Genomic DNA, 21012 nt, shown 5'->3' with positions numbered 1-21012 from the left:
CCCAACCTCCCCCACACCGCGATCTGGGGACTCATCCGCTCCACCCAGACCGAAAACCCCGACCGCATCACCCTCCTCGACACCGACGACCACCCGACCACCCCCGCCGCCCTCACCCACGCGCTGGTCACCGCCCGGGCCACCCGCGAACCCCAACTCGCGCTCCGCCAAGGCACCCTCCACACCCCCCGACTCACACCCACCGACATCACCGGCGCCGCTGACCGGCCCGAGGTGTTCACCTCCGGGGGCACGGTGCTGATCACCGGTGGTACGGGCACGCTGGGCGCACTGGTCGCCCGGCACCTGATCACCGAACACGGCGTCCGCCACCTGCTGTTGACCAGCCGCAGCGGACCCAACGCCCCCGGCGCCACCGACCTCCAAGCCGAACTCACCGCACTCGGCGCCCAGGTCACCATCACCGCCTGCGACACCGCCCGACGCTCCGCCGTCGACGCCCTCATCGCCGCCATCCCCACCGAACACCCCCTCACCACCGTCATCCACGCCGCCGGCGTCCTCGACGACGCCACCGTCGAGAACCTCACCCCCGACAGCATCACCACCGTCTTCGCCCCCAAGGTCAACGCCGCCTGGAACCTCCACCAAGCCACCACCCACCTCGACCTCGACGCCTTCATCCTCTTCTCCTCCGCAGCCGCCGTCCTCGGCAACCCCGGCCAAGCCAACTACGCCGCCGCCAACGCCTACCTCGACGCCCTCGCCCACCACCGCCACACCCAAGGCCTCCCCGCCACCTCCCTCGCCTGGGGACTCTGGCAGCAGACCAGCGCCATGACCGGCCACCTCGACGCCACCCAGCACGCCCGCATGGCGCGCGGCGGCATCACCCCCCTGGCCACAGAAGACGCCCTCGCCCTGCTCGACACCGCCCTGCGCATCGACCAGCCACACCTACTGCTCACCCCACTGACCCCGCCCGCCGACCCCGCCCAGCGCCCCGCACTCCTGCGGGACCTGCCCGGGGCCCGCACCACCCGCACCGCCGCCCGCAGCAACACCACCACCGGCAACAGCACCGCCCTCGCCGACCACCTCGCCGCCCTCACCCCCGACGAACAGCACCAGCACGTCCTGGAGGTCGTCCGAGGTCAGGTGGCGGTGATCCTCGGGCACGCGACGTCGGCCTCGGTGAACATCACGAGTGCGTTCAAGGATCTGGGCTTCGACTCGCTCACCGCCGTCGAGCTGCGCAACCGGCTCACCGCCGCCACCGGCCTCCGGCTCCCCCCGACCCTGATCTTCGACCACCCCACCCCCACCGCCCTCGCCACCCACCTCCTCACCCGACTCAACCCCGACGGCACCGCACACCGGGCCATCGCCACCACCCCCCGAACCACCACCACCGACGAACCCATCGCCATCATCGGCATGGCCTGCCGCTACCCCGGCGACGTCCACGGCCCCGACGACCTCTGGCACCTCGTCGCCACCGACACCGACGCCATCACCGGCTTCCCCACCGACCGCGGCTGGGACCTGGAGGGCCTCTACCACCCGGACCCCGACGTACCCGGCACCAGCTACACCCGGCACGGCGGATTCCTGCACGACGCGGGCGACTTCGACCCGGCGTTCTTCAACATCAGCCCCCGCGAGGCCCTCGCCACCGACCCCCAGCAGCGCCTCCTGCTCGAAACCGCCTGGGAGACCTTCGAGCACGCCCGGATCGATCCGACCAGCCTGCGCAACACTCGCACCGGCATCTACGCCGGAATCATGAACAGCGACTACGGGGCGCGGATGCTGAACCAGACCCCGGAGGAGTTCGAGGGCTACCTGCTGACCGCCAACAGCAACAGCGTGGCCTCGGGCCGGGTCTCGTACACGCTGGGCCTGGAGGGCCCGGCGGTGACGGTGGACACCGCCTGCTCCTCCTCCCTGGTCGCCATGCACCTCGCGGCCCAGGCCCTGCGCTCCGGCGAGTGCACGCTCGCCCTGGCCGGCGGTGCGACGGTCATGGCGACGCCGAGCACCCTGGTGGAGTTCAGCCGCCAGCGCGGCCTGGCCGCCGACGGCCGCTGCAAGGCGTTCGCGGCCGCCTCCGACGGCACCGGCTTCTCCGAGGGCGCGGGGCTCGTCCTGCTGGAACGCCTCTCGGACGCCCAGCGCAACGGCCACCGGGTGCTGGCCGTCATCCGGGGCACCGGCGTCAACCAGGACGGCGCCAGCAACGGCCTCACCGCCCCCAACGGCCCCTCGCAGGAACGCGTCATCCGGCAGGCCCTCGCCAACGCACGACTGACGCCCGATCAGGTCGACGCCGTCGAGGCGCACGGAACGGGCACGACACTGGGTGACCCGATCGAGGCCCAGGCCCTGATCGCGGCCTACGGCCAGGACCGGCCGGCCGAACAGCCGCTCTACCTCGGCTCGATCAAGTCGAACATCGGACACACCCAGGCAGCCGCCGGCGTCGCGGGCGTGATCAAGATGGTGCAGGCCATGCGCCACGGCATCCTGCCCAAGACCCTGCACATCGACGCACCCACCCCGCACGTCGACTGGGAAACCGGCGCCGTCACCCTGCTCACCGAAACCACCCCCTGGCCGGAGACCGACCACCCCCGCCGGGCCGGCGTCTCCTCCTTCGGCATCAGCGGCACCAACGCCCACGTCATCCTCGAACAAGCCCCGGAAGCCGAAGAACCGTCCCCCACCGATGAGTTGGACACCCCACTACCCTGGGTCCTGTCGGCGCGCAGCGCGGAGGCGCTGCGCGGCCAGGCGGAGCGGTTGCTGCGGCGGCTCGCGGCCCGTCCGGAGCTGGGCGCCGCGCAGGTGGCGCACAGCCTGGCGACGACCCGGGCCGCGCTGCCGCACCGGGCGGTGGCGGTCGGCGGCGACCGGGACGAACTGGTGCGCGCGCTGGGCGTGTTGGCCCGGGGCGAGGAGGCTCCGTCGGTGGTCGCGGGGGTGGCGGCCGCGTCCCCGCTGCGCACCGCCTTCGTGCTCCCCGGCCAGGGCAGCCAACGCCCGGGCATGGGGCGCGAGTTGTATGCGGCGCAGCCGGTGTTCGCGGCGGCGCTGGACGAGGTGTGCGCGCACTTGGACGCGCACCTTCCTCAGCCGCTGCTCCCGGTGATGTTCGCGGAGGAGGGCAGCGCCGGAGCCGCCCTGCTGGACGAGACCCGGTACACCCAGCCCGCCCTGTTCGCACTCCAGACGGCGCTGTACCGCCTCCTCGAACACCACGGCCTCACCCCCGACTACCTGATCGGCCACTCCCTGGGCGAAGTCACCGCCGCCCACCTCGCCGGCGTCCTCGACCTCCCCGACGCCAGCACCCTCGTCGCCGCCCGCGGCCGCCTCATGCAAGCCGCCCCCACCGGCGGCGCCATGATCGCACTCCAGGCTTCGGAGGAGGAGGTACTGCCCACGCTGGCCGACCGTCCGGGGATCTCGGTCGCGGCCTTCAACTCGCCGTCCTCGACGGTGGTCTCCGGTGACGAGCGGCAGGTGCTGGAGGTCGCGGCGCACTGGGAGCAGCGGGGCCGCAAGGTCCGCCGTCTCCAGGTCAGCCACGCCTTCCACTCGCCGATGGTGGACGGCGTCCTGGAGGAATTCCGTTCGGTGGCCCGGGAGTTGAGGTTCCACGCACCGACGGTCCCGGTGGTGTCGAACCTGACCGGGCGGCACGCGACCGCGGACGAGCTGCGGGACGCCGAGTACTGGGTGCGGCACATCCGGCAGCCCGTGCGGTTCCGGGACGGGATCGGCTACCTGCGGGACGAGGGCGTGGCCGGTTTCCTGGAGCTGTCGGCGCACCCCACGCTGGCCTCGGCGGTGCTGCAGACCGTCGACGACCCGGGGGCCGCGGTGGTGCCGGTGCTGCGCCGGGGCCGTCCGGAGCCGCTGGCCTTCGCGCTGGCGCTGGCGCAGACGCACGTGCGGGGGATCCAGCCGGACTGGAGCCGGGTGGTACCGGCGGCCGGGCAGGTGGACCTGCCGACGTACGCGTTCGACAACCGCCGCTACTGGCTGGACGTCGCACCGGCCCGGCCCGCGGCGGCCGGTTCCGGGGCGGAGGCCGAGTTCTGGGGCGCCGTCGAGCAGGACGACGCGGAGGCGCTGGCGGGCGCGCTGGAGCTGGACGACCCGGAGCAGCTGAGGCTGTTGCGGGAGGTGCTCCCGGCGCTGGCGGCCTGGCGGCGGCGCGGCGACTGGTGGCACCGGGTCGGCTGGGAGCGGGTGGCGGGCGGTTCGACGGCCCGGCCGGTCGGCGACTGGCTGCTGCTGGTCCCGGCGAGCGGTTCGGACGAGGAGGTGATCGGGTCGGTGCGCCGCGCGATTACCGGTCGGGGCGGCACGGTGGTGCTGGTGCCGGTGCCGGTGCCGGCCGGGGACGCCCTCGCATCGGCGGAAGGATCGGCGGCGGCGCTGGAGGCGCTGACGGAGGCGCTGAAGGCCGCCGCGGCGGACTGCGGCGGCGCTCCGGCGGGCGTGGTCGTGGCGACGGCGCTGCTGCGCGACCCCGAGCCGACGCCCCGGCCCGGCCCGTCCCGAGCACTGGCCCAGGCACCGCTGCTGGCGCGGGCACTGGACGCCGCCGGGATCGGCGCGCCGGTGTGGCAGGTGACCCGGGGTGCGGTGGCGGTCTCCCCGACCGAGCCGCTGGCGGATCCGGCGCACGCCGGGCTGTGGGGCCTGACGGCGTCGCTGCGCGCGGCGGACCCGGCCCGGCGGTACGGCCTGGTGGACGTGCCCGGGGTGCTCGACGGCGCGATGGCGGACCGCTTCGGCGCCGTGCTGGCCGCCGGTCCGGACGGCGACCTCGCGGTGCGGGCCGCGGGCACCTTCGCCCGGCGCCTGCTGCCGGTGGCGGGTGCCGGGGCGGAGCCGGGGGCGCGGTGGCGGCCGCACGGCGCCGTACTGGTGACCGGGGGCACCGAGGGCCTGGGGGCGCAGACGGCCCGCTGGCTGGCCCGCTCCGGCGCCGAACACCTGCTGCTCACCGCGCGCCCCGGCGGAGAACCGGGCGCACCGGGCGGGTCGATCGGGTCGAGCGAATCGGCCGACCTGGAGCGGGAGTTGGCCGCCCTGGGTACCCGGGTGACGGTGGCGCGGTGCGAGCCGACGGACCGTCAGGAGCTCTCGCGACTGCTGGCGGAGGTGGAGCTGACCGCCGTCTTCCACACCGCGGCCGCGGCCGGCGGGGACCCGGCTGCGGCACCGGCCGCGGCCTGGCTGCTGCACGAGCTGACCGAGCACCGCGCGGAGGTGTCGGCCTTCGTCCTGTTCGCGCCGCTGGACCGCACGGTCGAGCCCGGGGCGCGGGCGGCGGTGGGCGGGTACCACGAGGTGCTCGCACGGCACCGGCTCGCCGCCGGGCTGCCGGCCACGGCCCTGGCCTGGGGCCCCTGGCAGGCGGCGGGCGCGCCGGCGGCCGCAGGGCCGTCCGCGAAGCCGTCCGCAGGGCCGTCCGGCGTGCCGTCCGAGGACCCGTCCGGCCTGCGCCCGGTCCCGGTGGGCTCGGCCCTCGGCCTGCTGCCGGGCCTCCTGACGCGCGGCGGCCCGGCGTTCGTGGTGGCGGACCTGGCCGGGCAGCCGGTGGGCGGCGCGGCGGACGCGGCGGAGGCCGACGGGCCGTCGGCGCTGCTGGCGCGACTGGCCGGGCTGTCCGAGGCCGAGCAGGAACTGGCGCTGCTGGAGCTGGTGCTGGCGAAGACGGCGCTCACGCTCGGGCACGACTCGCCGACGACGGTCGGCCCCGAGGACGACTTCATGGACCTCGGGTTCTCCTCGCTGAGCGCGATCGAGCTGCGCAACCAGCTGAACCGGGCGACGGGGCTGGCGCTGCCGGCCGCCGCCGTCTACGACCTTCCGACCCCTTCGGACCTCGCGGCGTACCTGCGTCAGGAGCTGGTCGGCACCGACCGGGGCACCGAGGCGATCACGACGAACCGACAGAATGGGAGTGCCTCATGAACCGCGACACCGATCGCGACACCGATCGCGACACCGGCTCCGACACCGGCCCCGGCCCCGGCCCCGGCGCACCGAACTCCACCGCCGACGTCCTGGTGGTCGGCGCCGGTCCGGGCGGCCTGATGCTCGCCTGCGAACTGGCCCTGGCGGGCGTGCGGGTCACCGTGCTGGAGCGGCACACCGGCCGCTCGCGGACCTCCGGCGGTTCGCTGCTGCACGCCCGCTGCGTGGAGACGCTGCGCCAGCGCGGCCTGGCCGACCGGTTCCGGGACGCCGACACCCCGCGCTGGAACCGCACGCACTTCGGCCTGATCACCATCGACCTGCTGGACGAGCTGGGCGAGCGGGAGTACGACCTGCTGGTGCCGCAGTGGCGCACCGAGGAGCTGCTGGAGGAGCGCGCCCGCGAGCTGGGCGCCGACGTCCGGCTGGGCCACGAGGTGCTGGCCGTCGAGCAGGACGGCGCCGGGGTGACGGTCACGGTCCGTTCGGCGGCGGGCGAGGAGCGGCTGCGGGCCGGCTACCTGGCGGCCTGCGACGGGGTGCACAGCCGGGTGGCGGAGCTGGCCGGATTCGCGTACGAGGAGTTCGCGCCCGCGTACTACGGCACCACCGCGGACGTGGACTCCTTCGAGGGCAACCGGGACACCTTCACCTCGGGCCTGCACCCGGCCGGGCAGATCGGCATCCTGCCGCTGCAGGCCGGCCGGATGCGGCTGATGACGGTGGAGTTCGACCGCCCGGAGGTGGACGAGGACGCCCCGGTGACGGCGGAGGAGATCCGGGCCAGTTTCCGCCGGATCACCGGCGCGGAGCCGGAGTTCGACGAGCCGAGCTGGATGGAGCGCAACGGCCACGCCACCCGGCTGGCCACCGAGTACCGCCGGGGCCGGGTGTTCCTGGTCGGCGACTCGGCGCACGCGCACCCGCCGTCCTCGGGCAACGGCATGGTGACCACCGTCCACGACGCCGTCAACCTGGGCTGGAAGCTGGCGGCGGCGGTGCTCGGCCGGGCCCCGGCGGACCTGCTGGACACCTACCACCGCGAGCGGCACCCGGTGGGGCGCCGGGCCTGCGTACGGGCCCAGGCGCAGGTGGCGGCCATGCACCCGATCGACCGGGTCGGGCCGCTGCGGGAGATCCTCGCCGACCTGATCGCCTTCCCGGACGTACGGCGCCACCTGGTGCGGTACGTCACCGAGGTGCGCTACCCGTTCGCGCTGCCGGACGGCCGGGCCGGCGAGGAGGCGCACCCGCTGCTCGGCGCGCGGCTGCCGGACGTCGCGGTGACCACGGCGGCGGGCGGCGAGCAGGCCGTCCTGGAGCTGCTGGCGGACGGCCGCGGGCTCGTCCTGGACCTCACCGGCGAGGCCCCGGACCCGACCGACCCCGCCGGACTGGCCGAGCGGGCGGACCGGCTCGCCGTGGTGCGCGCCGAGCCGGTGCCGGGGCTCGACGCCCGGGTGCTGCTGGTGCGGCCGGACGGGCACGTCGCCTGGGTGGACTCCGACGGCTCGGACCGGGAGGGCCTCTCCTCGGCCGTCAAGACCTGGTTCGGGTGATCCGGCCCGGCACCCGCCGCGCGGCTTCCCGGGGGAATATCCGGGAAGCCGCCCGGCGGGCCGTTTCGGCCGGGCTGCTTTAGCCGGTCTTCAGGGCATCTTCACCCGGCCCTGCGAAGATGTCGCGGGCACGGTTCCCGTGCCCCTTCCCCGGACCGCCCCGACGATCGCACCGGAATTCCGTACTGCGATTCCGTACGCCTTCCGAAAGGCTTTTCGGAACACCCCAGTGACGTCCTCCGGACGAAATACCGCACGATTTCGCACCGGAACTCCCCACCGGCCGTCCGCCGCGTGAAACCGATTCCGACGAATCCGACGAACCGAAGGAAAAACATGAGCGAGAACGCACTCCGCGTGTTGGGCACCGCGTCGCACGTGGCCCGGCTGCTCGGCGGGGACGACGCCGTCCACAGCCTGTACGGCCCGGAGGGCTCCCACGTCTACCACTTCCTCACCCGGTACGACGAGGCGGACGCCGAGGCGATGCTGCGGGTCGCCGACGGCAAGTCCGGCACGCTGCTGGAACTGGCCTGCGGGTCGGGCCGGCTGACCTTCCCGTTCCTGGAGCGCGGCTTCGACGCCGTGGGCCTGGACGCCTCGCCGGACATGCTGAAGCTGTTCGCCGAGCGGCTGGAGGAGGAGAAGGAGGACGGCCAGGACTACACGGGCCGGGTCAGCACCGTCGAGGGCGACATGGTCCGGTTCGAGCTGGGCCGCCGCTTCGACTTCGTCACCCTGGGCGCCAACGCGGTCAGCTACCTCGACGCCGAGCAGCGCGTCTCGCTGTTCGCCTCGGTCCAGGCCCACCTGAACCCCGAGGGCCGCTTCCTGATGACCGTCATCGAGTTCCCGGGCATCGAGCAGCGGGAGACCCCGTTCGAGACCCTGGTGGTCATCCCGACCGGCGCGGACGCGGACATCCCGATGCTGCTGACCCTGCTGGACTACGTGGACCCGCAGGAGCTGCTGCGCTCCAGCAACTTCCTCGCCCAGCGGGTGGCGGACGGCAAGGTGGTGGACTCCAAGATCTTCACCGCGCTGTCCCGGGTGCTGCCGCCCGCCCTGCTGCGCCAGGAGCTGGAGGTGGCCGGCCTGAAGGTGGTGGCCCAGCACGAGGTGGTCAGCGAGTTCCAGATCCAGGCGTCCTTCGCGATCGTCCCGAAGATCTACCTGCTCGAAGCCTCGCTCTGAGCCGCACGCGAACGCCCGGGGTCCGGATCCGCCCTCGCAGGAGGGGGGATCCGGACCCCGGGCGTCGCACCGCCGGCGCGGGCCCGTCCGCCCGGGGTGTGCGCACCCCGGACGGACGGGCCCGGGCTCAGCCGTCGGCGGAGGGCAGGCCCTCGTCGCGGATCGACCGGATGGCGTTCTCGCCGGGCGCGCCCCACAGCGTGGTCAGCGCCTCGACGGTGCAGTAGTCGCGGAACGAGTGGATCTCGCCGTCGCGGATCCGCAGGACCTGGATGTAGCGGGCCTCGAAGCGCTCGCCGGTGACGGTGTCCTCGGTCTGCGCGAAGAACTCGGCCACGATCACCTCGGGGTCGGCGGTCTCGTGCACCACCTCCGAGTGGTGCCCCACCATCCGGCGGGTGCCGCTGGTCGCCCCGGCGACGGCCCCCACGGTCACCGCCCGGATCGCCTCGCGGCCCTGGATGCGGTTCGGCACGCCGGGCGGCGCGAAGGCGATCTCCAGCACGCCGTCCTCGGCGAAGAGATCCGCCTGCCCGTCCATATCCAGTGCCTCGACCCGGCGCTGCTTGAGTCCGAACACCTCGCGAGCGCTCAGAACGTTTCCGTTCGCCATGAATTCCCCAGGGGCTGGTTCGGCATAGCCGATCGGTCAGGACGCCCCGATCCTGCCAGAGGCCGCCGCAACCGCACAACAGATAGGCGCACGGAACACTGAAATCCCCCTTGGGGCACGCTAAATCGATCTTGATAAAGGTCGCCCACGGCTGCTACCAAAAAGGGTGGACCGCCGAGCGACAACGAGACCGTGAGGGATGAGCAGTGAATTATCCTGTTGCCGTAGTCGGAATATCCTGCCGCCTCCCCGGGGCCCCCGATCCGCAGAGCTTCTGGCAGCTGCTCCGCGCCGGCCGCAGCGCCGTCACCGAGGCTCCGCAGGGCCGCTGGGAGGACGCCTCGGGCGAGCTGCCGATCCGCCAGGGCGGTTTCCTCGACCGGATCGACGCCTTCGACCCCGGCTTCTTCGGCATCTCGCCGCGCGAGGCCCTCGCCATGGACCCGCAGCAGCGGCTCGTCCTGGAGCTGAGCTGGGAGGCGCTGGAGGACGCCCGCCTGCTCCCCGGCAGCCTGCACGGCACCCGCACCGGGGTCTTCGTCGGGGCGATGGCCGGCGAGTACGCCGCCCTGCTGCACCGGCACGGCATGCCCGCGATCACCCAGCACACCCTGACCGGCTCCCAGCGCGGCATCATCGCCAACCGGGTCTCCTACACCCTCGGCCTGCACGGCCCCAGCCTCACCGTCGACGCCGGCCAGTCCTCCTCGCTGATCGCCGTCCACCTGGCCTGCGACAGCCTGCGGCGGGGCGAGTCCCAGCTCGCCGTCGCGGGCGGGGTCAACCTCAACATCCTCGCCGAGGGCACCATGGGCGCCTTCCGGTTCGGCGCCCTCTCCCCCGACGGGCGCTGCTACACCTTCGACGAACGGGCCAACGGCTACGTCCGCGGCGAGGGCGGCGGCGCCGTCGTGCTCAAGCCGCTCCCCCGGGCCCTCGCCGACGGCGACCGGATCCACGCCGTCATCCTCGGCGGCGCGGTCAACAACGACGGCGCCACCGACGGGCTCACCGTCCCCGGCCGCTACGGACAGGAGGAGGTGCTGCGCGAGGCGTACCGGCACGCCGGCACCGACCCGTCCGCCGTGCAGTACGTCGAACTGCACGGCACCGGCACCCGGGTCGGCGACCCGGTCGAGGCCGCCGCCCTCGGCGCCGTGCTCGGCGCGGGCGCCGACCGCGACCCGCGGCGGCCGCTGATCGTCGGCTCCGCCAAGACCAACGTGGGCCACCTGGAAGGCGCGGCGGGCATCGTCGGCCTGCTCAAGACCGTGCTCAGCCTCAGCCACCGCGAGATCCCCGCCAGCCTGAACCACGAGCGCCCCAACCCCGAGATCCCCCTGGACGAACTGCGGCTGCGCGTCCAACTCGACCACGGCGCCTGGCCGCAGGACGACCGGCCGCCGATCGCCGGCGTCTCCTCCTTCGGCATGGGCGGCACCAACTGCCACCTGGTGCTGGCCGCGGCGCCGGAACCCGCGCAGACGCCACCCGCACCGGCCGCTCCGGACACACCTGCCGTCCATGCCGCACCAGCCGTCCATGCCGCACCGCCCACCGCGGCCGTCCCGTGGATGCTCTCCGGACGCACCGAGGCCGCCCTGCGCGCCCAGGCCGCGCGGCTCGCCGACCACCTCGCGGACCGCCCCGAAGTCACCGCGCACCGGGTCGGCGCCGCGCTCGCCCTCACCAGGACGGCCTTCGAGCACCGCGCCGCCGTCGTCGCCGACTCCCGCGACGCCCTCCTCGACGGGCTGCGCGCCCTCGCCTCCGGCACCGCAGCCGGGGCGAACGGCGCCGGACGCAACAGCACCGCCCTGGTCAGGGGACGCACCGGCGACGGCAAGCTGGCCCTCCTGTTCACCGGCCAGGGCGCCCAGCGGCTCGGCATGGGACGCGAACTGCACGCCGAATTCCCGGCGTTCGCCGCCGCCTTCGACGCGGCCTGCGCCGAACTCGACCGCCACCTGGAACGCCCGCTGCGGTCCGTCGTCTGGGCCGACCCGGACACCGCGGACGCGGCCCTGCTGCACCAGACCCAGTACACCCAGGCCGCGCTGTTCGCCGTCGAGGTCGCCCTCTACCGGCTGGTGGAGTCGCAGGGCGTCTACCCCGACGCCCTGGCCGGCCACTCCATCGGCGAGTTCGCCGCCGCCCACGTCGCCGGGGTGCTGTCCCTGGCCGACGCCGCCACCCTGGTCGCCGCCCGCGGCCGGCTGATGCAGGCGCTCCCGGCCGGCGGCGTGATGATCTCGCTTCAGGCCGGCGAGCAGGAGGTCCGCGAACTCCTGGGTGATGTACGGGACTTCGTCGACATCGCGGCCGTCAACGGCCCCGACTCGGTGGTCATCTCCGGCCGCGAGGCGGAAGCCGAGCAGGTCGCCGCCGCCATCGCCGCGACCGGCCGCAAGACCCGGCGGCTGAAGGTCAGCCACGCCTTCCACTCCCCGCTGATGGAACCCGTCCTGGCCGAGTTCCGGGCCGTCGCCGCCCGCCTCGCCTTCCACCCGCCCCGGGTCCCGATCGTCTCCATGGTCACCGGCACCACCGCCGACCCCGAACTGCTCACCACCCCCGACTACTGGACGGACCAGGTCCGGCACGCCGTACGCTTCGCCGACAGCGTCACCACCCTGCACCAGCAGGGCATCCGCACCTTCCTCGAACTCGGCCCCGGCGGAGTGCTCACCGTCCTCGGGCAGCAGAACACGGACGACCCCGACACCCTCTTCCTGCCCGGCCTGCGCGAGAACGCCGAGACCGCCACCGTCCTCACCGCCCTCGCCGGACTGCACGCCCACGGCCTGCACGTCGACTGGCCCACCGTCCTCGGCACCACGACCGGCGACACCGACCTGCCCACGTACGCGTTCCAGCGCCGCCGCTACTGGCCCGACCCGGCCCCCGCACAGGCCGGTCCCACCGCCGCCGAACTCGACGCATCCAGCAGGGTCGACGAAGCCGAAGAAGAGGAGGCGCCGCTGTCGCTGCGCCAGCACCTCGCCGCGCTGACCGGGGCCGAACAGCGGACCGCACTCACCGAGCTGGTGCGCGACAGCGTCACCGGCACCCTCGGCCACGGCACGGACGAGATCGTCGACCTGCGCCGCACCTTCAAGGACCTCGGCTTCGACTCGCTCACGGCCGTCGAACTGCGCAACCGCCTCAACGCCGCCACCGGCCTGCGCCTGCCCGTCGCGCTGCTCTACAACTACCCCACCCCCACCAGCATCATCGACCACCTCCACGAGCAGCTCGTCGACGACACCGCCCCCGCCCGGGGCGTCGCCACCGGCGCGGCCGCAGCCACCGACGAACCCATCGCCATCGTCGCCATGGGCTGCCGCTACGCGGGCGACGTCCGCAGCCCCGAGGACCTCTGGCGCCTGGTCACCGAGGGCCGGGACGCCGTCACCGAGTTCCCCACCAACCGCGGCTGGGACCTGGCCGGCCTCCACGAGACCGACCCCGACCGCGCCAACGGCTCCCACACCCGCCACGGCGGATTCCTGCACGACGCCGACCTGTTCGACGCCCAGTTCTTCGGCCTCAGCCCGCGCGAGAGCACCGCCATGGACCCCCAGCAGCGCATCCTGCTGGAAACCGCCTGGGAAACCCTCGAACGCGGCGGCCTCAACCCCGCCGGACTGGCCCGCCAGCGCGTCGGCGTCTTCATCGGCGCCACCGCCCAGGGCTACGGCCCCGAACTGCACAACCCCGTCGACGGCTACGGCGGCTACCTGCTCACCGGCAACACCATCAGCGTCGCCTCCGGCCGGATCGCCTACGTGCTCGGGCTCGAAGGCCCGGCCATCACCGTGGACACCGCCTGCTCCTCCTCCCTGGTCGCCATCCACCTCGCCGCCCAGTCCCTGCGCTCCGGCGAGTGCACGCTCGCCCTGGCCGGCGGAACCACCGTCATGGGCTCCCCCGGCATGTTCGTCGAGTTCAGCCGCCAGCGGGGCCTTTCCGCCGACGGCCGCTGCAAGGCGTTCGCCGCCGCCGCCGACGGCACCGGGTGGGGCGAGGGCGCGGGGCTCGTCCTGCTGGAACGCCTCTCGGACGCCCAGCGCAACGGCCACCGGGTGCTGGCCGTCATCCGGGGCACCGGCGTCAACCAGGACGGCGCCAGCAACGGCCTCACCGCACCGAACGGCCCCTCGCAGGAGCGCGTCATCCAACAGGCGCTGAGCAACGCGGGGTTGATGCCCGATCAGGTCGACGCCGTCGAGGCGCACGGCACCGGCACCATGCTCGGCGACCCGATCGAGGCGCAGGCCCTGATGGCGGCCTACGGCCAGGACCGGCCGCAGGACCGGCCGTTGCTGCTGGGCTCGATCAAGTCGAACATCGGACACACGCAGGCCGCGGCCGGTGTGGCGGGCGTGATCAAGATGGTGCAGGCCATGCGGCACGGCGTGCTACCCAAGACCCTGCACGTGGACGCTCCCACCCCGCACGTGGACTGGGAGAGCGGCGCCGTCAGCCTGCTCACGGAAGCGATGGCATGGCCCGAGACCGACCACCCCCGCCGGGCCGGCGTCTCCTCCTTCGGCATCAGCGGCACCAACGCGCACGTCATCCTGGAACAAGCCCCCGAGTCTGACGAGCAGGTCGTGGCTCCTGCTGTCGGGCCCTGGCCGTGGCTGCTGTCCGCGAAGAGCGAGGCCGCGCTGCGCGAGCAGGCCGGACGGCTGCACGCGTGGCTGGGTGAGCATCCCCAGGCCCAACCCGCCGACGTGGCCCGGGTCCTGGCCACCGGGCGGGCCGCCTTCGAGCACCGGGCCGCCGTCATCGGCACGACCACGGACGAACTCGCCGAGGGCCTGGCCGAGTTGGCCTCCGCGACCCCCAGCCCCCGCGTGATCACCGCCGTCGCGGGCGGGATACCCAAGACCGTATTCGTGTTCCCCGGCCAGGGTTCCCAGTGGGAGAACATGGCCACCGACCTCTACGCCCAGTCTCCCGCGTTCGCGGAGAAGCTGGACGCGTGCGCCAACGCCCTCCACCCGCACACGGGGTGGAACCTGATCGACGTCCTGCACGGCCGTGACGACGCACCCGGCCTCGATCGCGTGGACGTCGTCCAGCCCGCGCTGTGGGCCGTCATGATCTCCCTCGCCACCCTGTGGCAACACCACGGCATCCAGCCCGACGCCGTCATCGGCCATTCCCAGGGCGAGATCGCCGCCGCCCACATCGCCGGAGCGCTCACCCTCGAGGACTCCGCCCGCGTCGTCGCCCTACGCAGCCGGGCTCTGACCCGCCTCGCCGGCACCGGCACCATGGCCTCGATCCCCATGCCCGCCGACGCGGTGCGCGAACTCCTCACCCAACACCCCGGCGTCCACGTCGCCGCACTCAACGGGCCCGCCACCACCGTCGTCGCCGGTGACACCCAGGCCGTCCACGACCTCGTCGCCCACCTCCAGAACACCGGCGTCGACGCCAAGACCATCCCAGTCGACTACGCCTCACACACACCGCACATGACCGCCCTGCGCGAAGAGATCCTCACCGCGCTGGACGGCATCAGCCCCGCCACCGCGACCATTCCCTTCCACTCCACCCTCACGGGCGAGCCGATCGACACCACCACGCTGACCGCGCAGTACTGGTACGACAACCTCACCAACCCGGTGCTGTTCCACCCGACTCTGAGCAACCTCATCACCACGGGGCACCAGCTCTACATGGAGGCCAGCCCCCACCCCGTCCTCGTCCCCAGCATCAACCACGCTCTGCACGAGAGCGGACACGACGACACCGGCGCGGCGATCGGCACCCTGCGTCGCCAGCTAGGCGACTGGACCCAGTTCGCCACCTCGCTGGCCACCATCTACACCCACGGCCACAACCCGACCTGGCACCACCCCGACCCGTCCACCCATCCCGAGCTGCCCACGTACGCCTTCCAGCACCAGCACTACTGGCTCACGGCTAACAGCGCACCCACCGACGCCACCGGCCTGGGCCTGCACGGCGCCACCCACCCCCTCCTCGCCACCACCACCCAACTCCCCGACGGCAGTTGGCTCGCCACCTCCAACCTCAGCACCCACCACCACCCCTGGCTCGCCGACCACGCCGTCCAGCACAACCCCCTCCTGCCCGGCACCGCCTTCCTCGACCTCGCCCTCCACGCCGCCCAAGCCACCAGCCACACCACCGTCGAAGAACTCACCCTCCACGCCCCGCTGCCGCTCGACCGACCGGTCCACCTCCAGGTCACCGTCCACACCGACCACCGCATCGACATCCACGCCCGGCCCCAGAGCGACGACCCCGACCAGCCCTGGACCCTCCACGCCAGCGGCATCCTCACCACCGAGCCCACCCCCGGGCCCGACCTCGCCCAGTGGCCCCCCACGGACGCCACCGCCATCGACCTCACCGGCGCCTACGACGCGCTGGCCGCACGCGGCTACGACTACGGCCCGGCCTTCCAGAACCTCACCCGGGCCTGGCACGCGGACGGCACCCTCTACGCCGAGGTCACCCTCGACCCCGACACCACCACCACCGGCCACACCGTCCACCCCGCCCTCCTCGACGCCGCCCTCCACGCGCTGCTGATCCCGCAGGACGCGCTGGCGCTGCCGTTCTCCTGGGGCGGCGTGCGCCTGTACGCGACCGATGCCGGCACCCTGCGCGTTCGCATGGTCCCGACCGGCACGCACACGTACGAGCTGACTGCGTACGACCCGGCCGGTCAGCCCGTCCTCACCGCCGAGGAACTCGTCCTCCGCCCGTTCAGCGGTTCGCTGGCGCCGAAGGCCGCCTCCTCGCTGTTCCACGTCACCTGGTCGGCCGTCAACCCCGACATCAACGACGTGACCAACAGCACCACTTGGGCCCTCGACCCCGACCACCCCACCCTCGACACCCTCCTCACCCAAGACCCCCTCCCCGACACCGTCACCCTCACCCTCCCCACCACCCAACCCACCCCCGACGACACCGCACGCCTCACCACCACCACCCTCCAGCTCCTTCAAAGCTGGCTCGCCGAACCCCGCCTCGACCACACCCACCTCGCCCTCATCACCACCAACGCCACCCACACCACCACCCCCAACCTCCCCCACACCGCGATCTGGGGACTCATCCGCTCCACCCAGACCGAAAACCCCGACCGCATCACCCTCCTCGACACCGACGACCACCCCGACAGCACCACCGCACTCACCACCGCACTCACCCACGCCATCACCACCCGCGAACCCCAACTCGCCATCCGCCAAGGCACCCTCCACACCCCCCGACTCGCCGCCACGGACGCGACGCCCGGTGAGCTGCTGACCCCGCCCGCCGGAGCCGACAGCTGGCGGATGACCACCACGGGCGCGGGCACCTTCGACCACCTCGCCCTCCAGGCCCACCCCGAGGCCGACCGGCCGCTCGGTGCGGACGAGGTGCGCGTGGCCGTGCGCGCCGCCGGGCTGAACTTCCGCGACGTCTTCGTCACCCTCGCCCTGCGCGCCGGTGAGGACGGTCTCGGCCTGGAGGGCGCGGGCACCGTGGTCGAGGTCGGGGCCGATGTCAGCCGGTTCGCCGTCGGCGACCAGGTGATGGGCCTGTTCCCGAACGCCTTCGGACCGGTCGCGGTCGCGGACCAGCGCCACCTGGTGCACAAGCCCGCCGACTGGTCGTTCACCGAGGCCGCGACGATCCCGATCGTGTTCCTGACCGCCTACTACGGGCTGGTCGACCTGGCCGGCCTGCGGCGCGGACAGAGGCTGCTGGTCCACGCGGCGGCCGGTGGAGTCGGGTTGGCCGCCTTGCAGCTCGCCCGTCACCTGGGCGCCGAGGTGTACGGCACCGCGAGCCTCGGCAAGTGGGACGTGCTGCGTGAACGCGGCCTGGACGACGGGCACTTGGCCAACTCCCGCACCCTGGAGTTCGAGGAGCGGTTCCACGCCGCCACCGCCGGAGCGGGCTTCGACGTGGTCCTGAACTCCCTGGCGAACGAGTTCGTGGACGCCTCGCTACGACTGATGCCACGCGGCGGGCACTTCGTCGAGATGGGCAAGACCGACATCCGGGTCCCGGAGGAGGTGGCCGGAGAGCACGAGGGCGTGGCGTACGAGGCGTTCGACCTGCTGACCGTCCCGCCGGACCGGGTGCGGGAGATGTTCGACGCACTGATGCCGCTCTTCGAGCAGGGCGTCCTGCGTCCCCTCCCGGTCACCAGCTGGAGCGTTCACCGGGCCAAGGAGGCTTTCCGCTACCTCCAACGCGGCCAGAACGTCGGCAAGATCGCCCTGACCGTCCCGCGCCGGCCGGGCGGTGAGGGCACGGTGCTGATCACCGGTGGCACCGGCACGCTGGGCGCACTGGTCGCCCGCCACCTGGTCACCCAACACGGCGTCCGCCACCTGCTGTTGACCAGCCGCAGCGGACCCACCGCCCCCGGCGCCACCGACCTCCAGGCCGAACTCACCGCACTCGGCGCCCAGATCACCATCACCGCCTGCGACACCGCCCACCGCGACCAGGTCGACGCCCTCATCTCCGCCATCCCCACCGAACACCCACTCACCACCGTCATCCACGCCGCCGGCGTCCTCGACGACGCCACCGTCGAGAACCTCACCCCCGACAGCATCACCACCGTCTTCGCCCCCAAGGTCGACGCCGCCTGGAACCTCCACCAAGCCACCACCCACCTCGAGTTGGACGCCTTCATCCTCTTCTCCTCCGTCGTCGCCACCCTCGGCAACCCCGGCCAGGCCAACTACGCCGCCGCCAACGCCTACCTCGACGCCCTCGCCCACCACCGCCACACCCAAGGCCTCCCCGCCACCTCCCTCGCCTGGGGACTCTGGCAGCAAGCCAGCACCATGACCGGCGCCATGGCCACCACCGACCTCGCCCGCATGCGCCGCACCGGCATCGCCCCACTGCCCACCGAACAAGGACTGGCCCTCTTCGACGCCGCACTGAGCACCCCCCACCCGGCCGTACTCCCCGTCCACTGGGACACCCCCGCACTGCGCACCCTCGCCACCGACGGCACCCTCCCCCCGATCCTCCACGGCCTGGTCCGCTCGCCGAGCGCCACCCGCCGGGCCGCGTCGGCTAGTTCGGGCGGACCGGCCCGGTCCTCCTGGGTCGAGTCCGTGGCAGGACTGTCCGAGGAGGAGCGGCACAGCGTCGTCGTGGACCAGATCCGCAGCCAGGTGGCGGCGGTGCTCGGCCACGCCACCCCGGAGACCATCGACGCCCGCCGCGCGTTCAAGGAGATCGGCTTCGACTCGCTGACCTCGGTCGAGCTCCGGAACCGGCTGAACACCACCACCGGCCTGCGGCTGCCGACCACGGTCGTCTTCGACCACCCGACCATCTCGGCACTCGCCGACTTCCTGGTGGCGGAGGCCCTGGGCGCCCGCCCGGCGGTCGTCCGTCCGGAGCGCGGGTCCGTCCCGCTGCCGCTGGACGACGATCCGATCGCCGTCGTCGCCATGAGCTGCCGCTACCCGGGCGAGGTCCGCACCCCGGACGAGCTGTGGCGGATCTCGCTGGACGAGGTGGACGCGATCGGCGAGTTCCCCACCAACCGTGGCTGGGACCTCGACGAGCTGTACGACCCGACCGGCGAGCGCCCCGGCTCGTGCTACACCCGGCACGGCGGATTCCTCTACGACGCGGGCGAGTTCGACCCGGCGTTCTTCGGGATCAGCCCGCGCGAGGCCCTCGCCACCGACCCGCAGCAGCGCCTCCTGCTGGAGACCTCCTGGGAGGCCCTGGAGCGGGCCGGCCTCGCCCCCGACACCCTGCGCGAACAGCCGGTCGGCGTGTTCGTCGGCGCCGTCGCCCAGGAGTACGGCCCGCGGATGCACGAGAGCCCGCTGGAGTACGAGGGCTACCTGCTGACCGGCGGCATCACCAGTGCGATCTCGGGCCGGGTCGCGTACTCCTTCGGCTTCGAGGGCCCGGCGGTCACCGTGGACACCGCCTGCTCCTCCTCCCTGGTCGCGATCCACCTGGCCGCCCAGGCCCTGCGCTCCGGCGAGTGCACGCTCGCCCTGGCCGGCGGCGTGACGGTGCTGGCGACCCCGGGTTCGTTCACCGAGTTCAGCCGCCAGCGCGGGCTGGCCACCGACGGCCGGTGCAAGGCGTTCGCGGCCGCCGCCGATGGCACCGGTTTCTCCGACGGCGTCGGCGTGCTGGTTCTGGAGCGTCTCTCCGACGCCCGGCGCAACGGGCACCCGGTGCTGGCGGTGCTCCGGGGCAGCGCGGTCAACCAGGACGGCGCCAGCAACGGCCTCACCGCCCCCAACGGCCCCTCGCAGCAACGCGTCATCCAACAGGCTCTGAGAAATGCCCAGTTGACGCCCGATCAGGTCGACGCCGTCGAGGCGCACGGCACCGGCACCATGCTCGGCGACCCGATCGAGGCCCAGGCCCTGATCGCGGCCTACGGCCAGGACCGGCCGCAGGACCGGCCGTTGCTGCTGGGCTCGATCAAGTCGAACATCGGACACACCCAGGCCGCCGCCGGCGTCGCGGGCGTGATCAAGATGGTCCAGGCCATGCGCCACGGCATCCTGCCCAAGACCCTGCACGTCGACGCACCCACCCCGCACGTCGACTGGGAAGCCGGCGCCGTCACCCTTCTCACCGAAGCGATGGCCTGGCCCGAGACGGACCACCCCCGCCGCGCTGGTGTCTCGTCCTTCGGGATCAGCGGCACCAACGCCCACGTCATCCTGGAGCAGGCACCGGAAGCCGAAGTACCGGCCCCCGCCGAGGAAGTGAGCACCCCGCTGCCGTTCCTCCTCTCCGCCAAGACCGACACCGCCCTCCGCGAACAGGCCACCCGCCTCGCCGACCACCTGCGCGCCAACCCCCACCTCGACCTCACCACCACCGCCCGCACCCTCACCCACCACCGCACCCACTTCACCGAACGCGCCGCCGTCGTCGCCACCACCCACGACGACCTCCTGGCCGGACTCACCGCCCTCGCCACCGGCCGCACCCTGCCCACCACCACCCGCGCCACCAGCCAACCCCACCCCGGCCCCATCGCCTACCTCCTCACCGGCCAAGGCAGCCAACGCCCCGGCATGGGACACGAGTTGCACGCCACCCAACCCGTCTTCGCCACCGCCTTCGACGCCGCCTGCGCCGAACTCGACCACCACCTCGAGCGGCCCCTCGCCGAAATCCTCTTCGCCGACCCGAACAGCGACACCGCCCAGCTCATCCACCAGACCCAATACGCCCAGCCCGCGCTGTTCGCGCTCCAGACCGCACTGTTCCGCCTGCTCGAACACCATGGCCTCACCCCCGACTACCTGATCGGCCACTCCCTGGGCGAACTCACCGCCGCCCACCTCGCCGGCGTCCTCGACCTCCCCGACGCCAGCACCCTCGTCGCCGCCCGCGGCCGCCTCATGCAAGCCGCCCCCACCGGCGGCGCGATGATCGCACTCCAGGCTTCGGAGGAGGAGGTGCTGCCCACCCTGGCCGACTACCCCGGCCTCACCATCGCCGCCCTTAACACCCCCACCTCCACCGTCATCTCAGGCGACGAACACCAAGCCCTCGCATTGGCCACCCACTGGCAGAACCAAGGCCGGAAGGTCCGACGCCTCCACGTCAGCCACGCCTTCCACTCCCCCCACATGGACCCCATCCTCGACCAGTTCCACACCATCGCCACCACCCTCACCTACCACC

The 21012-nt window shown here is 73.2% G+C and carries 5 protein-coding genes; 4 read left to right on the top strand and 1 reads right to left on the bottom strand.

Annotated features, from left to right (window positions below; translation table 11 throughout):
- The 3 genes from ACIBCA_RS36880 to mpaM all read left to right on the top strand — a co-directional run.
- The coding region (locus ACIBCA_RS36880) for a type I polyketide synthase (protein WP_396287555.1) at positions 1-5955 on the top strand (5955 nt) is incomplete at its 5' end.
- Positions 5952-7517, top strand: a complete 1566-nt coding sequence (locus ACIBCA_RS36875) for an FAD-dependent oxidoreductase (protein ID WP_396287554.1) — start codon at positions 5952-5954, stop codon at positions 7515-7517. The genes ACIBCA_RS36880 and ACIBCA_RS36875, both read left to right, overlap by 4 nt.
- Positions 7518-7853: 336 nt before the next feature.
- Positions 7854-8711 carry a daptide-type RiPP biosynthesis methyltransferase gene (mpaM, locus tag ACIBCA_RS36870; protein WP_396287553.1) on the top strand — a complete coding sequence of 286 codons (858 nt, stop codon included), beginning with the start codon at positions 7854-7856 and terminating at the stop codon, positions 8709-8711.
- A gap of 127 nt (positions 8712-8838) precedes the next feature.
- Here mpaM and ACIBCA_RS36865 read toward each other — a convergent pair whose 3' ends face one another.
- Entirely contained in the window at positions 8839-9324 is a 486-nt protein-coding gene (locus tag ACIBCA_RS36865; RefSeq protein ID WP_396287552.1) for a nuclear transport factor 2 family protein, read from the bottom strand.
- Between the two features lie 206 nt (positions 9325-9530).
- Here ACIBCA_RS36865 and ACIBCA_RS36860 point away from each other — a divergent pair.
- A partial coding sequence (locus ACIBCA_RS36860) for an SDR family NAD(P)-dependent oxidoreductase (RefSeq protein ID WP_396287551.1) occupies positions 9531-21012 on the top strand: 11482 nt, incomplete at its 3' end.

Origin of the sequence: Kitasatospora sp. NPDC051170 (assembly GCF_044455705.1) — a bacterium.
In the GTDB taxonomy this organism is placed as follows: domain Bacteria; phylum Actinomycetota; class Actinomycetes; order Streptomycetales; family Streptomycetaceae; genus Kitasatospora.
Note: the sequence above shows the minus strand (reverse complement) of the source record. Positions and strands in the feature narration are given on the sequence as shown.

What these genes read in the sequence shown, in the direction of transcription:
- ACIBCA_RS36875 (WP_396287554.1), top strand. Translation starts at nt 5,952, where the DNA reads ATGAACCGCGACACCGATCGCGACACCGATCGCGACACCGGCTCCGAC.
- mpaM (WP_396287553.1), top strand. Translation starts at nt 7,854, where the DNA reads ATGAGCGAGAACGCACTCCGCGTGTTGGGCACCGCGTCGCACGTGGCC.
- ACIBCA_RS36865 (WP_396287552.1), bottom strand. Translation starts at nt 9,324, where the DNA reads ATGGCGAACGGAAACGTTCTGAGCGCTCGCGAGGTGTTCGGACTCAAG.